The sequence below is a fragment of the Sphingomonas sp. PvP055 genome, assembly GCF_040546365.1.
GTDB lineage: Bacteria > Pseudomonadota > Alphaproteobacteria > Sphingomonadales > Sphingomonadaceae > Sphingomonas > Sphingomonas echinoides_A.
On record NZ_JBEPNS010000001.1, the window covers coordinates 1,762,211 to 1,778,033 of the forward strand.

Here is a 15,823-nt window from a genome sequence, read left to right on the forward strand (position 1 = left end):
GGCGCTATTCGTGCGGTCCCGACAGGCGAGTGAGACCCTCGTCGTCGATCATGCCTTCGAGCACCGACCAGAAGCCCGTCACGGCATTTTGCCCTGCGCGCGCATACGCTCGCGACCAGTGCTCGCGCAGCATCTGGAACAGCTCCCGTTCGAACGCCGTCCCCGTGTCGGACAATCGCAGCAGGCGCTGACGGCGGTCGCGTTCGCCCACGCGCGTTTCGACCAGCTCGCGGTCGACCAGTTCGTTGAGCACGCGGCCGAGCGATTGCTTGGTGATTCCCAGCAAGCTCAGCAGGGCACTGACCGTAAGATCCGGGTGCCGCGCGATAAAGTACATTGCGCGATGATGCGCGCGGCCCAGGCCCATTTCGGCCAGACGCGCTTCCGTCGTGCGCGCGAGCGTACTTTGGGCGAAGTAGAGCAATTCCATCCCGCGACGAATTTCATTCTCGCGGAGGAAGAGCGGCGAAGCAGAGGCGATTGCGGTTGCCATTGTTGACCGCGTTTGACGTGTCCCGTACACCCCTTCAACCCCCAAATTGTCGCAATATGTCGCAAGGATACCATGTCGCACACCGCCTCGCTCGCCAACGCTCCGCTTGCCGATCCGTCGGATGGCGGCGCGGTGCACTCTTCGCCGACGTTCGCGTTCGAACCGAATGCGAATCCGATCGCGGCGAACGAGCGTGCGGCGCAGCTCGTCAATCCCGGCTTCGGCCGGGTCTTCACCGATCACATGGTGACGATCCGCTACAGCGAGGCGGCGGGGTGGCATGACGCCAAGATCGTCGCGCGGGCGCCGTTCACCATGGATAGCGCCTCCGCCGTGCTGCATTACGCGCAGGAGATTTTCGAGGGGATGAAGGCGTATCGGCTGCCCGACGGCGGCGCCGCGCTGTTTCGCCCGACCGCCAATGCCGCGCGATTCCGGTCTTCGGCCGAACGCATGGCGATGGTGCCGCTGCCGGAAGAGCTCTTCGTCGAATCGGTCCGCGCGATCGTTCGCCAGGAAGCCGATTGGATCCCGGACATCGACGGCGGTGCGCTGTACCTCCGCCCGTTCATGATCGCGAGCGAGGTGTTCCTCGGGGTCAAACCATCCGCCGAATATCTCTACGCAGTCATCGCCTCGTCGGTCGGCGCCTATTTCAAGGGGGGCGCTCCGGCAGTGACCCTTTGGGTGTCGCAGGATTACACGCGCGCCGCTCCGGGGGGCACCGGCGCGGCGAAGTGCGGCGGCAATTACGCCGCCAGCCTGATCGCGCAGGCCGAGGCGACCCGACAGGGGTGTGACCAGGTGCTGTTCCTCGACGCGGTCGAGCGCCGCTGGATCGAGGAACTGGGCGGCATGAACATCTTCTTCGTGTTCGACGACGGCACGCTGCAGACGCCGCCGCTGACCGGTACGATCCTGCCGGGCATCACCCGCGACTCGCTGATCACGCTGGCACGCGACATGGGGCTGACGGTGCGGGAGGAACCCTATGCGATCGACCAGTGCCGCGCGGACGCTGCGAGCGGCCGGCTGCGCGAGGCGTTCGCGTGTGGGACCGCGGCGGTGGTCACGCCGATCGGCACGATGAAGATGGTCGATGGCGCATTCGACATCGCAGACGGGGGCGCAGGCGAGACGACGAGCCGGTTGCGCCAGGCGCTGATCGACCTCCAACGCGGCGTCGCGCCCGACCCACACGGGTGGCTCGAACGCGTTATCTGACGCGATCCGCATTTTTTCGGTTTGCATCGGGGCACGCGCAGCTTAAAGGCCTGCGCTCCCGGATTGGGGCGTCGCCAAGTGGTAAGGCAGCGGCTTTTGATGCCGCCATTCGCAGGTTCGAACCCTGCCGCCCCAGCCAAACCTTGCTTTGGTCCCAACCAATAGCGCGCTAAGCGACTGATATCGCTGACTTCTAATTAATTGGTTTGTGGGTGGCGTGTCCTGATCGTGCATCAGAGTGTGCCAACCTGTCGGCCTGAAGGTCAGCTATGGCGTCCCTACACATCTTCCGGCGCGACCACGTCTTTTGGTGGCGACGTTTTCACCCAATCTGCGATGGCCGAAAGCTCGACATTCGCTTATCGTTGAAAACGTCCGACCGGATTGAAGCAAGCCGCAGAGGTGCAGCTCTCACCTTCACGTCGCAAGGTGTGATGGAAATGTTGGATCAGCGCAGCCGGGACGAGCGGGGTCCCACCGAGTCCGAATTGAAGGCGATCGCCAAGGACGCGTACGAACGATTGCTCGCTGAGCTTTGCCGAGAGCAGCGATCGACCCCATACCACGCTTCGCAATTTAGCATGTCCAACCTCGCCCTTGCGAACTATTATCAGACGTTGGCCGACAACGGCGGGCATTCTTCGATGCTGCTGGAAGAAGAGCAGCGTCTTGCCGAGGCAGGCTGGAACGCTCAGCAGATCGAAGACCAGAAGGTAATCATCAAACTCCGTCAAGATGAGGACTTGACCCGGTTCCAACCCGACTATCTCGACGGGTTGCTGCGTGATCACAGCTTCACACCAAATGCCATGTTGCGCTGGGTAGTTGAACTGGCACTTTATCCTGCCTTTCGCGACGCACATCTCGACGCCGAGGCGTCCTTGGCTAGCCAACTGTCGACCACTTAGCGTGGGGTAGCATTGGCTCCTGTCCGCGCAGGGCGACGTCAGGTCGACAAAGAGCCTATCGGCGATCTTACCTCAGTGTCGGTTCCAGTCGAGTGGCGCGACTTGACTGCGACGCGAGTGGGCGAACGCCGAATCGCCGACACGCCGAAAATGTTTGAGCACCGCAAAGGCGGGCAACGGGCCGAGGATCAAGTCGGGGAGCAGACACCGCGTCAGATACGGTGGACGGCGTTCTTGTTGGAGCGATCGATGCAACGGCGGCCGCGATGGACTCTCACCTTCGAGGATCTGAAGGTGCTGGACCTTTGGTTTGACCGACTTCCAATAACTTGCGGCAAGGCACCATGGCACTGTAACCCTGACATCATGCTCGCTGCGATCTGTGAAGACGCCGATAATAAGATCGAGCAGGGCGAATACGAGGCGGACGTTACGGGGTTGCTCTCGGCCACCACCAATAAGCACTTCCGCAAACTTGCTCAAATCCACAGTTTTTGCGTGAGCACGTGCCGGAGGTGGCGCCGCTCGACTTCTCAAAGTTTATGGTCCCCGACCTCAAAGATGAGCGCAACGCCCGAGCCGCCTATAGACGGGAGCAGAGAAAGGAGCTTTTTGCACTTCCGGCCTGGACAGGCTGTAAGTCCTTGAGAGACCGTCTCCACGTCGGCGACAAAACCTACCATGATAGCTTGTTTTACGTTCCGCTCGTCGTCTGGTATGCGGGCATGCGACGGGAAGAAGTGTGTAAGTTGCTTGTTACCGACGTCGAGTGCCTCAACGACATCTGGTACATCGATATTGGTTTCACTGCAGCCGGTCGCGTCAAAAATCAGTCTGCTGTCAGGCTCATAGCGATTTCCGATGAGCTGGTTCGGCTCGGTTTCGCCGCCTACGTTCAATCGATCAAGGCGGCTGGGCATGGTGCGGTATTTCCAGAGCTCGTCTCCGAGAGAGCGGGGTCCAAAAAGGGTGACACCTTCTACAAATTGTGGTGGCTATGCATCGCCCCGATGATGACGACGTTGCAGCGTGGGCAGGCGCTTCACGCGGCCCGTCACACCGTGAGCACGGAGCTCAAAAATCTCGAGGTGTTCGAGGAGCATCGAAATGATGCTTTGGGTCATGAGGGTAAGGGCGAGGGATCAACTCGTTATGCCAAGGCTACCCGGGTCGCAAAGCTAAAGGCACTCGTCGATCAAATTCCAATTGTGACAGACCAAATTTCTGATGCCCGTGCGATCAATTTGTTGCCTCCCGGCATGCGAGTTTCGAGACCAGCGAGATTGCCTAAGGCTACGAAGAATATTTAATATCCTCGGACCTTCATTGACGCTGTATATGACGGATTTCGCGTTATGATGATGCGTGGCTGCACGCCCCGTAAAATATGCCACTCGGATCTCGCGTGAAGACACGATCTACGACGCTCCGTCGTCTAACTGCCTCGGTAGTGGCTAACTTTAAATTGGCTTCGGATGGCTGGCGCGAGCGCAACTTTTGTTGCCTCCACTGAGAACGCTATCGCTTCCCTATCCGAAGAAAGTTGCCGCAAAGGTCCCCCTCGCGGTGCGGGTCCTGCTTACGCTTCCCTCGCCGGTGTGGCCAGTTTTGTGGTTCGTAGCTAACCTAAAGCCGCTATTGGTCGATTGCGCACCGGCAGCTTTCGTGCGTCATAGCAGCCGGTCCGCTTTCAGTAATCTGGAACGCCTCGGAGCACTTAAAACTCGGGAAATTAGTGGAGAACGGCCTGGCCGCTTTGGAGCGACGAGGTGAGGTAAGCTGCCGTTCGTTCATCTTGATCGCAAGATCTGATAATGCGCTAAAGTCAGTCATTAGGCCGCGGCCCTACCCGTGGTGTGGTACGGGTCGCTCCTTCGGCGACGCGTCGAGCGATGCGGCCAGGTTTCCGTGATCCAACCGCTAAACCGAGCCGAAGTCTGCGCCGGATCGTGTTCGAACGCGAAGCGCGAGCTCTGCGAGTGCTCATGCTTAGGCACCTATCACGGCGGCGGCAGACCTGGCCGGACCTGGAAGGTAGCGAGGCCTTTGCGATCATCTGGTCCGGTGGTGAGCTTGCATGCCGCCTCGGTGGCCGGCCTACCCGATGACACCGCGGGCTAGCGAGAAGCTTACCCTCGGCCGCTCAGTGGCACCAAGATCTCTATCAGGTTTTGAAGCGATCCTCGCTTAGCCGCGCTTTCACAAAGACAAGCCGAACTTGTTCGCTAATTCCCATCAATACGATAGGAATGCAGTGCACGCCGAGGATCTCGATCGGCGTCGCCGTCCAACCAAGCGAGGAGCTCGCGATGATGCGTTGCCCGTCTCTCCAGATAACACGCGGGACCCGCTGTCGCCCGTAAGGGCCTGACGTCCGCTTTGTGACCGTAACGTCCGCGTGCGCCGCTGTGGCGCATGACGGTAGTGGCTTGCCTGGCAGCCGCGCTCGCAGGGAGCGCGGGGTGAGGGCGTGTGCCTGGGCTTTGCGGCCGACCATCGTCGACGATCCCGACCAGCACTTTTCGAACCATAAGGGGAAGGGCAGTGATGCCGCACGCCTATACGAAACTGACACGATTTGCCGGCGTTGCACCGCTCGCCTTCTTCGCATCCCCGCTTATGGCGCAGACCATACCGCCGGCCACGCTCGCCAGCATCGCGACGCCGCCGCCGGAATCCGCGTCGTCCGAATCCCGGCCGGTTGTAGCTGACGCCGAGCCCGCAGCCGGCGCCGCCGACATCGTCGTCACCGCGCGTCGCCGCCAGGAGCGGGCGCAGGATGTCCCGATCGCGATCAGCGTGGTCGATAGCCAGGCGCTGGCGGTGCGCGGCGACTTCCGGCTCGACCAGGTGCAGCAGTCGGTCCCGTCGCTGCAGGTGTTCAGCTTCAACCCGCGCAACACCAATATCAACATCCGCGGGCTCGGCTCGAACGTCGCGCTGACCAATGACGGGCTGGAGAATGGCGTCGGCGTCTATGTCGACAATGTCTATTACGGCCGCGTCGGGCAAAGCCAGTTCGACCTGGTCGATCTCGACCGCGTCGAGGTGCTGCGCGGCCCGCAGGGCACGCTGTTCGGCAAGAACACCACCGCCGGCGCGCTCAACATCAGCTCGAAACTGCCCAACTTCGACTGGGGGTTCGACGGCCAGGCCGACATCGGCAATTACGATTTCAAGCAGCTCCGCGGTTCGCTCACCGGACCGCTGATCGCCAACCTTGCCGCCTTCCGACTGAGCGCCGCCTATACCGACCGCAGCGGCTATCTGTATGACACGACCAAACAGAAAGACGTCCACGATTACCGCAACATCACGGTGCGCGGACAGCTGCTGCTCACCCCGGCGAGCGATCTCACCGTCCGGCTGATCGGCGATTGGGGCAAGCAGGACCAGCAGTGCTGCATCAACGTGCTCGTCGGCAGCTTCGCGAGCTATGACAATGGCGCGACGATCGCCAACAACTTCGCCAGCCGCATCGCGCGCGCCGGCTATACGCCGCTGGCGTTCGATCCCTTCGCGCGGAAGACCGACGCCAACTCGCCGTTCCAGGCAAACATGAACACCTGGGGAGTGTCGGGCGAGGTCAATTACGATTTGGGCTCGGCCACGCTCACCTCGATCACCGCGCTGCGCAACTGGAACTGGTTCCCGCTAAATGATGGCGACTACACCGCGCTGTCGGTCAATCTGCAGGGGCACCAGCAGAATTTCCAACGCCAGTTCAGCCAGGAACTTCGCCTCGCCTCGGACGGCAGCCACACGATCGATTACGTCGCGGGGCTCTATTATTTCTTCCAGAAGGTCCGCGGCGTCGGCGCGACGCAATTCGGCCCCGATGCGGCGAGCTATCTCTACCCGGCCGACCTCGCCGGCGGCGTCGCCAGCATCGCCACCAACGGCCTGACGGCGCAATCGCGCTCCGATCCGCACACGCGCAGCTTCGCCGCGTTCGGGCAGACGGTGTGGCACATCACCCCGGCACTGAGCCTGACCACCGGCCTGCGCTTCACGCACGAAGACAAATGGGGCAGCTACAGCAACCAGGTCGTCTCGGCGCTGCCGACCACCGGACTCACCGCGACGCAGATCGCGCGCGTCACCGCGATCCGCGTCGCGCTGACCCCCGTCACCGCGTTCGAAGTCTCGGCGAAAAATGACAGCCTGTCGGGGCTCGCCACGCTGGGCTGGAAGGCGACCGACGACGTGTTGCTCTACGCGACCTATTCGCGTGGCAGCAAATCGCAGGGGCTGAACCTCACCAACCTTCCCGCGGGCGTTTCACCCGTGGTCGCGCCCGAGAAGGTCGACAATTTCGAAGCGGGCATCAAATCGCAATTCTTCGACCGCGCGGTGACCCTCAACCTCGCGGGCTATTGGACCGAGGTCGCCAATTACCAGACGACGATCGTCCAGCAGCTGATCGGCACCAACACCTACATCAACTATATCGCCAACATCCCCAAGGTCCGCTCGCGCGGGTTCGAGGGCGATGCCGCATGGCGCGTCTCGCCGCACGTCAGCTTCACTGGCTCGGTGGCGTATACCGATGCGGTCTACGCCAACTATCCCAACGGCCCCGCGCCGGTCGAGACGCTCAACCAGGGGGCGGTGCAGGACATGACCGGCAAGCCGCTCGCCGGCGTGCCGAAATGGTCGGCCGCGCTCGGCGGCGACGGGTCGATCCCGTTGCGCGGCGGCAGCGAGCTCTATGGCCATGCCGATTGGTCGTATCGCTCGTCTTATTACACCGTCGCCAGCAACAGCCGCTACGGCTTGGTGCCGGGCTACGATCTGGCCAATGCGCGCGTCGGCGTGCGCCTTGCCGGCGGGAAATATGACGTGTCGGTGTGGGCGCGCAACCTGTTCGGGAAGGACTATTTCCAGACGCTGAGCGTGCTCAATTACGGGCTGTTCACCGCGACGCTCGGCGATCCGCGCACCTTCGGCGGCACCGTCCGCGTAAAACTCTGAGGAGCGCGGTAGATGGCCAGCATCCCCTATTTCGCGTCCCGCGCGACCGGTGCCCGGCGCACCGACGCGACACGCGCCGACGGTGCCAGATTGCTCGCATTCGGGTCGCTCGCGATTCCGATCGCGGGGGCGGGGCTGCCGCTCATGCTGTTCGTGCCGCAACTCTATGCGACGCATTACGGACTGTCGCTCGCGGCGATCGGGCTGGTGTTCTTCATCGGCCGCTTCTGGGACGTGGCGAGCGACCCGATCGTCGGCGCGCTGAGCGACCGCACGCACAGCCGCTTCGGCCGCCGCCGCCCGTGGATCGCCGCGGGCGGAATGCTGTTCGGGCTCGGCTCGGCGCTGCTCTTCTTTCCGCCGGGGACGGTGTCGCCGCTCTATCTCGGGGCGGTCCTGTTCCTCTTCTACAGCGGCTGGACGATGATCGAGATCCCGTTCTCGGCCTGGGCGGGGGAGCTGTCGGGCGATTATCACGAGCGCACCCGCATCGTGACCTATCAGGCGACGATGCGCTCACTCGGCCTGCTGCTCGTGCTGATCCTGCCGACCTTGCTCGAACAGGTCCGCCCGGCCGACATCGCGCTCAAGCTGCATGTCGTCGGCGGCTTCATCCTCGCGACCCTGCTGCCGGCGCTCGCGCTGACGCTGTTCGCCTTCCCCGAGCAGCCGGCTCCGCAAAAGCATCTCCCGCGGCCACGCTTCTGGCAGACCGCGACGCTGATCTTTCGCGACCGCCTGCTGCTGCGCGTGCTCGCCTCCGACGCCGCGGTGACGGCCGGCCAGTCGATCCGCGCCGGGCTGATCGTGTTCTTCGCGGTCAATTATATGGGCCTGCCGGCCTGGGCGAGCGGGCTGTACCTGCTGCAATTCGTGTTTGGCGTGTTCGCCGGGCCGATCTGGCTGGCGATCGGCAAACGCCACGGCAAGCGCCGCACCGCGATTGCCGGCGAGCTGACCCAGGCGGCGATCAACATCGCCTTGCTCGCGGTGTTCCCCGGCATGCTGTGGCTGCTCATCGCGCTCGCCGCGGCGCAGGGGCTTACGCAGGGCTCGGGCAATCTGATGCTGCGCGCGATGGTCGCCGACGTCGCCGACGCGCATGAGCTCGAGACCGGGCACAACCGCACCGGCCTGTTCTTCTCGGTGTTCAGCCTCGCCAGCAAGACCGGCCCGGCGCTCGGCATCGGGATCGCGCTGCCACTGGTCGCCTGGTTCGGCTTCGCGCCCAAGGGGCACAGCAGCCCGGCGGCGCTCGAAGGGCTTAAATACGTCTTCGCGCTTGGCCCGGCGCTCGCGCACGTCGTCGCGGCCGCACTGATCTGGCGCTTCCCGCTCGATGAAGCCGCGCATCGCGACATTCGCCGCGCGCTCGACGCCCGTTCCACCCGCTGAAATCCAACGTGTCTCGAAGAGGAGAAGTATGATGACTGCCCTGATCCATCATTTCGACAATGTGCAGGATGCCGATGGCCCGCTCGATATCGTCCCCGTCGGCGGGCGGATCGGTGCGGAGGTCCGCGGGGTGAAGCTCGGCGGGGACCTGCAACCCGAGACCGTCGCGGCGATCCGCGCGGCGCTGGTACGCCACAAGGTGATCTTCTTCCGCGACCAGACGCAGCTGACCGACGAGAGCCATGAGGATTTCGCCGGGCTGCTCGGACAGCCGCTGGCGCACCCGACGGTGCCGGTCGCCGAGGGCTCGCGCTATTTGCTCGAGCTCAATTCGAAGGAAGGCGAGGCGGCATCGCAGTGGCACACCGATATCACCTTCCTGCCAGCCTATCCCGAGGCGTCTATCCTGCGCGCCCTGATCATCCCGCCGGCCGGGGGCGATACCTTGTGGGCGAACGGCGCGGCGGCGTATGCCGGTTTGCCCGCTCCGCTCAAGGCGCTCGCCGATCAGCTGCGCGCGGTTCATTCGAACGCTTATGACTATGCCGCGGCCCGGCCCGAGGCGACGAGCGAGGCGATCAAGCGCTATCAGGAGGTATTCGCCTCGACCGTCTACGAGACCGAGCATCCGGTGGTGCATGTCCACCCCGAGACGCAGGAGCGCGTGCTGCTGCTCGGCAGCTTCGTGAAATCGTTCGTCGGGCTCAACCGCGAGGATTCGGCGCGGATTTTCAGCATTCTGCAGGATCACATCACCAAGCCCGAGAATACGGTGCGCTGGCGCTGGACGCCGGGCGACGTGGCGATCTGGGACAATCGCGCGACGCAGCACCGCGCGATCGCCGATTTCGGCAAGCAGCGCCGCCTGCTGCGCCGCGCGACGATCGCCGGGCAGGTCCCGGTCGGCGTCGACGGGTCGACCAGCCGGGTGCTCAAGCCCGAACCGGTGCGCGCGCTCGAAGCGGCGGAATAGCCGCGCAGAGACCCCGAGCCTCTCCCCGACGCGGGGAGGGGCTCGATCCGGGCACCGGCCCTCCTCCTTCCCGAGGCGATGATGAAAAAACGCTACCTTCTTCTTTCCGCAGCGGTGTTGCTGTCGCCGCTTGCGACGCTCACCACTGGCGCCCCGACATCGCACGCGCGCGCCGCCGAGCCGGCGCGCAAGCCCAACATCCTGATCATCGTCGCCGACGATCTCGGCTACTCCGACATCGGCGCGTTCGGCGGCGAGATCCGCACGCCCAATCTCGACGCGCTCGCAGCCCGCGGGTTGAAGCTGACCGGTTTCCACTCGGCGCCGACCTGCTCGCCGACGCGCTCGATGCTGCTGTCGGGCACCGACAATCATCTGGCGGGGCTGGGCAGCATGGCCGAACTGCTCGCTCCGAACCAGCAGGGGCAGCGTGGCTATGAAGGCTATCTGCCAGCCGACGTCGTGACGCTTGCCGACCGGCTGCACGACCTCGATTACACCACGCTGATGGCGGGTAAATGGCATCTCGGCACGCGGCCCGAGGACAGCCCGGCCCGGCACGGTTTCGATCAGAGCTTCGATCTCGCGCAGGGTGGCGGCAACCATTACGGGCTCGACATCGCCACCCCGACGAAGATCGGCACGACCTATTGGGAGAATGGCGTCAAGCTCGCCTCGCTGCCGGCGAATTTCTATTCGTCCGACACCTATGCGTCGAAGCTGATCGCGTTTCTCGGCAAGGCCGACAAGGCCAAGCCGTTCTTCGCCTATCTCACCTTCACCGCGCCGCACTGGCCGTTGCAGGCGCCCGACGAAGACGTCGCGCGTTACAAGGGGCGCTACGACGCCGGGTTCGAAGTGCTGCGCGACCAGCGGCTTGCGCGGATGAGGGCCCTCGGCCTGATCCCGAAAGACGTCGCCGCGCACCCGATCGAATATGGCAAGGGGGCGAAACGCTGGGCCGATCTCTCGCCCGCCGAAAAGGCCGAGCAGTCGCGCGCGATGGAGATCTATGCCGCGATGGTCGACCGGATGGACCAGAATGTCGGCCGCGTGATCGCGCATCTCAAGGCGACCGGCCAGTATGATAACACCATCATCCTGTTCACCGCCGACAATGGCGCGGAGGGGGTGGATGTCGCGCATGCCGAGATCCCGGGTCTCACGGAGCGGGTGAAGGCGGCCGACAACCGGCTGGAGAATTACGGCAAGCCGACCTCCTATATCGGCTACGGCCCGGGCTGGGCGCAGGCGGCGACCGCGCCGTCGTGGCTCTACAAGGCCTACACCACCGAGGGCGGAACGCGCGTTGCCGCCTTCGTCGACTGGCCGGGATCGAAGCGGCAGGGCATTTCGGGCGTCTATGGCACGGTGATGGACGTGGTGCCGACGCTGGTCGAGGCCGCCGGCGGGCAGTGGCGCGGGGGCCGCTATGCCGGGCGCACGGTCCAGCCGGTGCGTGGCGCGAGCTGGCGCCCCTATCTGCTCGGCGATGCGCCGCGCGTACATGCCGCGAGCGAGCCCGTCGGGAGCGAATTGTTCGGTCGGCGTGCGATCCGCCAGGGCGATTGGAAGGCGGTCGATCTCGGGGACGGCTGGCGGCTGTTCAACCTCGCCGATGATCCCGGCGAAACGCGCGACCTTGCCAAGGCAGAGCCCAAGCGCATCGCCGCATTGGTTGCCGCGTGGGATAGCTATGGCAAGCAGGTCGGCGTGATCATGCCCTCCAAAGCCGCGAGCTATCCATGATCCGCGCGCTTCTGCTCGCGCTGGGCGCCGTGCTGCTGGTGCGCGCCGATGCGCAGCCGGCGCCCGCTACGGCTGCGCTCGCCCGCTGCGGCGGCGATCGCGACGGCGGGGTGACGGTGCCCGCCAGCCGCTTCCTGCTCGGCAGCGACCATTTCTATCCCGAGGAAGGCCCGCCAGTGCCGGTCGAGGTCGCGGCGTTCGATCTCGACCGGCATGAAGTGACCAACCGCCAGTTCGCCGCGTTCGTCGCGGCAACCGGCTATGTCACCCAGGCCGAGCGCCCGGGTGGCGGCGCCTTCGTGTTCAAGCCGCCGACCAACCCGGTCGAGACGCCGAACCCGGCGCAGTGGTGGCGCTTCGTGAAGGGCGCCGATTGGCGGCATCCGCACGGCCCCGCGACCGATCTCGCCGGGCGCGCCGAACTGCCGGTGGTCGACGTGAGCTATGCCGACGCCGCCGCCTATGCGCATTGGGCCGGCCGCGCGCTGCCGAGCGAGGAACAGTTCGAGGCAGCGGCGCGTGCCGGGCTGCGCGATCCCGACGCCCGCCCCGACACGCGCCACGCCAACACCTGGCAGGGGCGCTTCCCCGACACCAACAGCGGCGAGGACGGCTATGTCGGCCCGGCGCCGGTCGGGTGTTTCGAGCCCAATGTGCTCGGCGCGCATGATCTGATCGGCAATGTCTGGGAATGGACCAAGAGCTGGTACGTCCCCGGTCATGGCGCGTTCGTTACCGGCGACGGTACGCCGGGCAACCCGAGCTACGATCCGCGCCAGCCGGGCGCGCGGGCGCGCGTGATCAAGGGCGGCTCGTTCCTCTGCGCCAGCAACTACTGCGCGCGCTATCGCCCGGCCGCGCGGCATGCACAGGAAGAAACGCTTGCTGCGTCGCACCTTGGGTTTCGGACGATTTCGGCGGTTCAGCAACGGGCGCAGCGCGTGCCCGATCTATAGGACGACGTTGTGAGATCGAATACGACCGGCACTATGCGGGCCAAAGTGCAATCTGAACGAATGGCTGAAATCGTTGGGCGCAAACGATACTGCGAACGTCGACTTTTGGGTCAAACTGACCTCGTCAGACTTCGGTCCGGTCCGACAGCTCCAAAGCATCTTCCACATCGACGCCAAGATAGCGGACGGTGCTTTCGATCTTGGCATGACCAAGCAGGATTTGCACTGCGCGAAGGTTGCCCGTCGCCTTGTAGATAATCGACGCCTTGGTGCGTCGAAGGGAGTGAGTACCGTAATCCTCAGCTTGGAGGCCGATGCCGACGATCCACTCGCGAACGAGGCGCGCATACTGCCTCGTGCTCATGTGCCCCATATAGTCGTTACGGCTCGGAAAGACGAAATCGTTCAATGTGCCGCCACGGCGCTCGAGCCAAGCGAGGAGGGTTTTGCGGGCAGGTTCGACAAGCTCGAACTGCACGGGGCGTTTCGTTTTTTGCTGCACTACGATCGCGCGATCCCGAACGCGGCCACCAGCAACGATGTCGCCAATGCGAACTTTCACGACGTCGCATCCGCGCAGCTTGCTGTCGATCGCGAAGTCGAAAAGTGCCCGATCCCGCAGCCGCCGATGTTGGTCAAGCCAGAAGCGAATAGCCCAGACTTGCTGCGGTTTAAGCGCGCGCTTTGGGCCCAGCACGCGGCCTTCGTTCCAAGGGCGGAGCTCGTTGAAAGCTGGATCTATCGACGAGTGTCCCATCGCTTATCTCCACGTTTTAGAGTCAGCGCCGCAGGCTACATCGAGAGGGTGAATTGGCCGTTTACATCTATGGTTGGCACGATGCCCGTGAACGAACGAACGAACGAACGAACGGCCGGTCCGGGCGGTCGGTCACCATCGGTCGAAACGTCTGGATAGGCGGTGCTGCGCTGATCCTGCCCGGCATCACAATCGGTGACGACGCGATCATGGGCGCAAGCAGTGTTGTAATACGCGATGTTCCCGACTGCGTGACCGTGGCGGGCAACCCCGCTAGCCTACTGGGATAGGGTCCGATTACTTATACGCGCCGAGCTTCACACCGACATGAGTGAATGTCCGAAGTTCGGAAAGTCAAAAGCGCCCGCGAACCGCCGCAACTGGGTCACTTGGCGCAATTCCTTAGCGTCTTCGGTCCATCTGTAGGAGACGGACATAGTCCTGTTCTGGTTGGCCGTATGTATTTCCCGCCAGGGCCATGAGCTTTGTCCGATCATGGACCAGAACCTTGGCCCGGACGGCTCGGATGGCATGCTCCTCCTCCAGCCGGTGGAGTGCGTCGGTAACGCTGCTACGGCGAACACCGAGCATTAGCCGGAACTCCTCATGCGTCATGCAGATCTCGTCGGCCTGGACACGGTCGTGGTAGAGTAGGATCCACCGGGCCATGCGGCGTTCGATCGAATGCGCCAGCGATGACACGACGGTCCGGCCCATCTGCACCATGAACACGTGGGCGAAGCGGAGCAGTGTCAGGCGCAGCGTAGGGCTTTGGTCCACCGCTGCCAGCAACGCCTCAGCGGGCATGCGCAGCGCCTGGCCGCGCTCGGCGCGCATGGTGACATCGTAGGGCGAGCGATCGTCGCCCATCACCAGAGGCCAGCCGATGAAGCCCTCCGCGCCGACCAGCCCGACGGCGTAGCGACGATCGTCATCGAGCGAGTCGAGTACGCCGGCAATGCCCTGTTCGAGAAAGCACACGCTGTCGATCGGATCGCCGGCTCGGGTGATGCAGTCACCGACTGCGAACGATACCAGCTCGAGGTGTGGCGCCAGCAGACCGAAATCCTCCGGCGAGAGACTGGTCAGCAGTCGATTGCCGAGCGGGGCGTCATCGCGACGGGGCGTGGCGACGGCCGCTCCGCGCGCTAAAGATACGATCGTCGACATATCCGTCTTTCCCTCTAATTGGCGGACTTTGCACGGTTCCGTACAGCAACGTCGGCCATCCTGCTTTGTTCATGAGCGATCAAACAGGAGGATCACATGGTTTCCATCTCGAAGCGCCCCGTCGTGCGCAGCCTTTTCGCGGCGGCGCTACTGACGGCATCGGCCGGCGTGCTCGCGCAATCGGCCCGCTTGCCGAGCGCACCGCCACCCGCCGCCCCGCCGGCAAGCGCGACGCAGCCCCCCAAGGCGGCACCAGACATGCAAAAGGTGCTCGACGCGCTCGCGGGTCTCGACGGCAAGCCGATCGAGACGCTGACCCCGGCGCAGGCGCGGATGCAGCCTTCGGCCGCCGATGGCGCCAAGGCGGCGATGGTCCAGCAGGGCATGTCAACCGCGCCCGACGCTTCGGCAACGACGCAGGACGTGCCGTATGGCTCGGACGCCCAGCAATTCGCGCGGATCTACAAGCCCGCGGCAGCGCCCGCGAATGGCAAGCCGATGCCGGTCGTCGTTTATTATCATGGCGGCGGCTGGGTGATTGCTGACGTGAACACGTATGATTCGGCACCACGCGCGATGGCCAAGGCGCTGAACGCGATCGTCGTGTCGGTCGAGTATCGCCACGCTCCCGAGTTCAAGTTCCCCGCGCAGCATGACGACGCCGCGGCGGCCTATCGCTGGACGTTGCTGAATGCGGCGAGCTGGGGCGGCGACCCTGCGAAGATCGCAGTTGCCGGTGAAAGCGCGGGCGGCAACCTTGCAGTCGCGACCGCGATCTACGCACGTGACAATCGCCTGACCGTGCCGCGCTACATCGTCTCGGTCTATCCGATCGCCAACAGCAGCATGACGCTGCCGTCGCGTAAGGATTCGGCGAATGCCAAGCCGTTGAATGCCGCGATGCTGAAGTGGTTCGGCTATTATTACCAGACCAGCGCCGCCGATGCGCAGGATCCGCGGCTGAACCTGGTCGCCGCCAATCTGCGCGGCCTGCCGCCGACGACGATCATCAATGCGCAGATCGATCCGCTGCGCTCGGACGGCGAGACGCTGGCCGCGGCGATGCGCACCGCGGGCGTGAAGGTTGAGCAGAAGACGTATCCAGGCGTCACGCATGAGTTCTTCGGCATGGCGAAGGTCGTTCGCGGTGCCAAGGACGCCAACGAACTGGCGGTCGCGCGCCTGAAGGCAGCGTTCGCAGGGGCGCCCCGCCGCTGATCGGTT

At 64.2% G+C, this 15,823-nt stretch carries 13 protein-coding genes and 1 tRNA gene; 11 read left to right on the forward strand and 3 right to left on the reverse strand.

What is annotated here, in order from left to right; translation table 11 throughout:
* Nucleotides 1-4: 4 nt before the first annotated feature.
* A complete protein-coding gene (locus ABIC16_RS08550) occupies nt 5-493 on the reverse strand; it encodes a MarR family transcriptional regulator (RefSeq protein WP_277970749.1) in 489 nt (162 codons plus the stop codon).
* A gap of 72 nt (nt 494-565) precedes the next feature.
* On the opposite strand from ABIC16_RS08550, the gene ABIC16_RS08555 reads away from it, so the two are divergent.
* From ABIC16_RS08555 to ABIC16_RS08595, 9 genes are all read left to right on the forward strand, one after another.
* Nucleotides 566-1,717: a branched-chain amino acid aminotransferase gene (locus ABIC16_RS08555; protein ID WP_277970748.1), complete on the forward strand. Its 1,152-nt coding sequence runs from the start codon at nt 566-568 to the stop codon at nt 1,715-1,717.
* 64 nt (nt 1,718-1,781) lie between these two features.
* Nucleotides 1,782-1,856: transfer RNA gene (locus tag ABIC16_RS08560), tRNA-Gln, on the forward strand.
* Nucleotides 1,857-2,082: 226 nt separating this feature from the next.
* Nucleotides 2,083-2,625 (forward strand): hypothetical protein, encoded by a 543-nt coding sequence (locus tag ABIC16_RS08565; protein WP_354290750.1) that lies wholly within the window; start codon nt 2,083-2,085, stop codon nt 2,623-2,625.
* 515 nt (nt 2,626-3,140) lie between these two features.
* Nucleotides 3,141-3,935: a tyrosine-type recombinase/integrase gene (locus ABIC16_RS08570; RefSeq protein ID WP_354290751.1), complete on the forward strand. Its 795-nt coding sequence runs from the start codon at nt 3,141-3,143 to the stop codon at nt 3,933-3,935.
* Nucleotides 3,936-5,172: 1,237 nt separating this feature from the next.
* Nucleotides 5,173-7,599, forward strand: coding sequence for a TonB-dependent receptor (locus ABIC16_RS08575; protein WP_354292285.1), 2,427 nt, complete (start codon nt 5,173-5,175; stop codon nt 7,597-7,599).
* A 12-nt stretch (nt 7,600-7,611) separates the two neighbouring features.
* Entirely contained in the window at nt 7,612-8,994 is a 1,383-nt protein-coding gene (locus tag ABIC16_RS08580; protein WP_354290752.1) for an MFS transporter, read from the forward strand.
* Nucleotides 8,995-9,025: 31 nt separating this feature from the next.
* Nucleotides 9,026-9,967, forward strand: a complete 942-nt coding sequence (locus ABIC16_RS08585; protein ID WP_354292286.1) for a TauD/TfdA dioxygenase family protein — start codon at nt 9,026-9,028, stop codon at nt 9,965-9,967.
* Between the two features lie 81 nt (nt 9,968-10,048).
* Nucleotides 10,049-11,716, forward strand: a complete 1,668-nt coding sequence (locus tag ABIC16_RS08590; RefSeq protein ID WP_354292287.1) for an arylsulfatase — start codon at nt 10,049-10,051, stop codon at nt 11,714-11,716.
* The gene (locus ABIC16_RS08595; protein ID WP_354290753.1) at nt 11,713-12,672 is read left to right on the forward strand and encodes an SUMF1/EgtB/PvdO family nonheme iron enzyme; all 960 of its coding nucleotides are present in this window, start codon (nt 11,713-11,715) and stop codon (nt 12,670-12,672) included. The genes ABIC16_RS08590 and ABIC16_RS08595 overlap by 4 nt, the downstream gene beginning before the upstream one ends.
* A gap of 124 nt (nt 12,673-12,796) precedes the next feature.
* Here ABIC16_RS08595 and ABIC16_RS08600 read toward each other — a convergent pair whose 3' ends face one another.
* A complete protein-coding gene (locus ABIC16_RS08600; RefSeq protein WP_354290754.1) occupies nt 12,797-13,429 on the reverse strand; it encodes a tyrosine-type recombinase/integrase in 633 nt (210 codons plus the stop codon).
* A gap of 53 nt (nt 13,430-13,482) precedes the next feature.
* Between ABIC16_RS08600 and ABIC16_RS08605 the strand changes: the two genes are divergently transcribed.
* Nucleotides 13,483-13,719 carry an LbetaH domain-containing protein gene (locus ABIC16_RS08605; protein WP_354290755.1) on the forward strand — a complete coding sequence of 79 codons (237 nt, stop codon included), beginning with the start codon at nt 13,483-13,485 and terminating at the stop codon, nt 13,717-13,719.
* Between the two features lie 112 nt (nt 13,720-13,831).
* Here ABIC16_RS08605 and ABIC16_RS08610 read toward each other — a convergent pair whose 3' ends face one another.
* Complete coding sequence (locus ABIC16_RS08610) at nt 13,832-14,599, reverse strand: Crp/Fnr family transcriptional regulator (RefSeq protein WP_354290756.1); 768 nt, start codon at nt 14,597-14,599, stop codon at nt 13,832-13,834.
* Between the two features lie 96 nt (nt 14,600-14,695).
* Here ABIC16_RS08610 and ABIC16_RS08615 point away from each other — a divergent pair, with 96 nt between their 5' ends.
* The gene (locus ABIC16_RS08615) at nt 14,696-15,817 is read left to right on the forward strand and encodes an alpha/beta hydrolase (protein WP_354290757.1); all 1,122 of its coding nucleotides are present in this window, start codon (nt 14,696-14,698) and stop codon (nt 15,815-15,817) included.
* Nucleotides 15,818-15,823: the final 6 nt, after the last annotated feature.

Coding starts and splice junctions, on each gene's coding strand:
- ABIC16_RS08585 (WP_354292286.1), top strand. CDS start 9,026: ATGACTGCCCTGATCCATCATTTCGACAATGTGCAGGATGCCGATGGC.
- ABIC16_RS08610 (WP_354290756.1), bottom strand. CDS start 14,599: ATGTCGACGATCGTATCTTTAGCGCGCGGAGCGGCCGTCGCCACGCCC.
- ABIC16_RS08590 (WP_354292287.1), top strand. CDS start 10,049: ATGAAAAAACGCTACCTTCTTCTTTCCGCAGCGGTGTTGCTGTCGCCG.
- ABIC16_RS08580 (WP_354290752.1), top strand. CDS start 7,612: ATGGCCAGCATCCCCTATTTCGCGTCCCGCGCGACCGGTGCCCGGCGC.
- ABIC16_RS08600 (WP_354290754.1), bottom strand. CDS start 13,429: ATGGGACACTCGTCGATAGATCCAGCTTTCAACGAGCTCCGCCCTTGG.
- ABIC16_RS08615 (WP_354290757.1), top strand. CDS start 14,696: ATGGTTTCCATCTCGAAGCGCCCCGTCGTGCGCAGCCTTTTCGCGGCG.
- ABIC16_RS08575 (WP_354292285.1), top strand. CDS start 5,173: ATGCCGCACGCCTATACGAAACTGACACGATTTGCCGGCGTTGCACCG.
- ABIC16_RS08550 (WP_277970749.1), bottom strand. CDS start 493: ATGGCAACCGCAATCGCCTCTGCTTCGCCGCTCTTCCTCCGCGAGAAT.
- ABIC16_RS08595 (WP_354290753.1), top strand. CDS start 11,713: ATGATCCGCGCGCTTCTGCTCGCGCTGGGCGCCGTGCTGCTGGTGCGC.
- ABIC16_RS08555 (WP_277970748.1), top strand. CDS start 566: ATGTCGCACACCGCCTCGCTCGCCAACGCTCCGCTTGCCGATCCGTCG.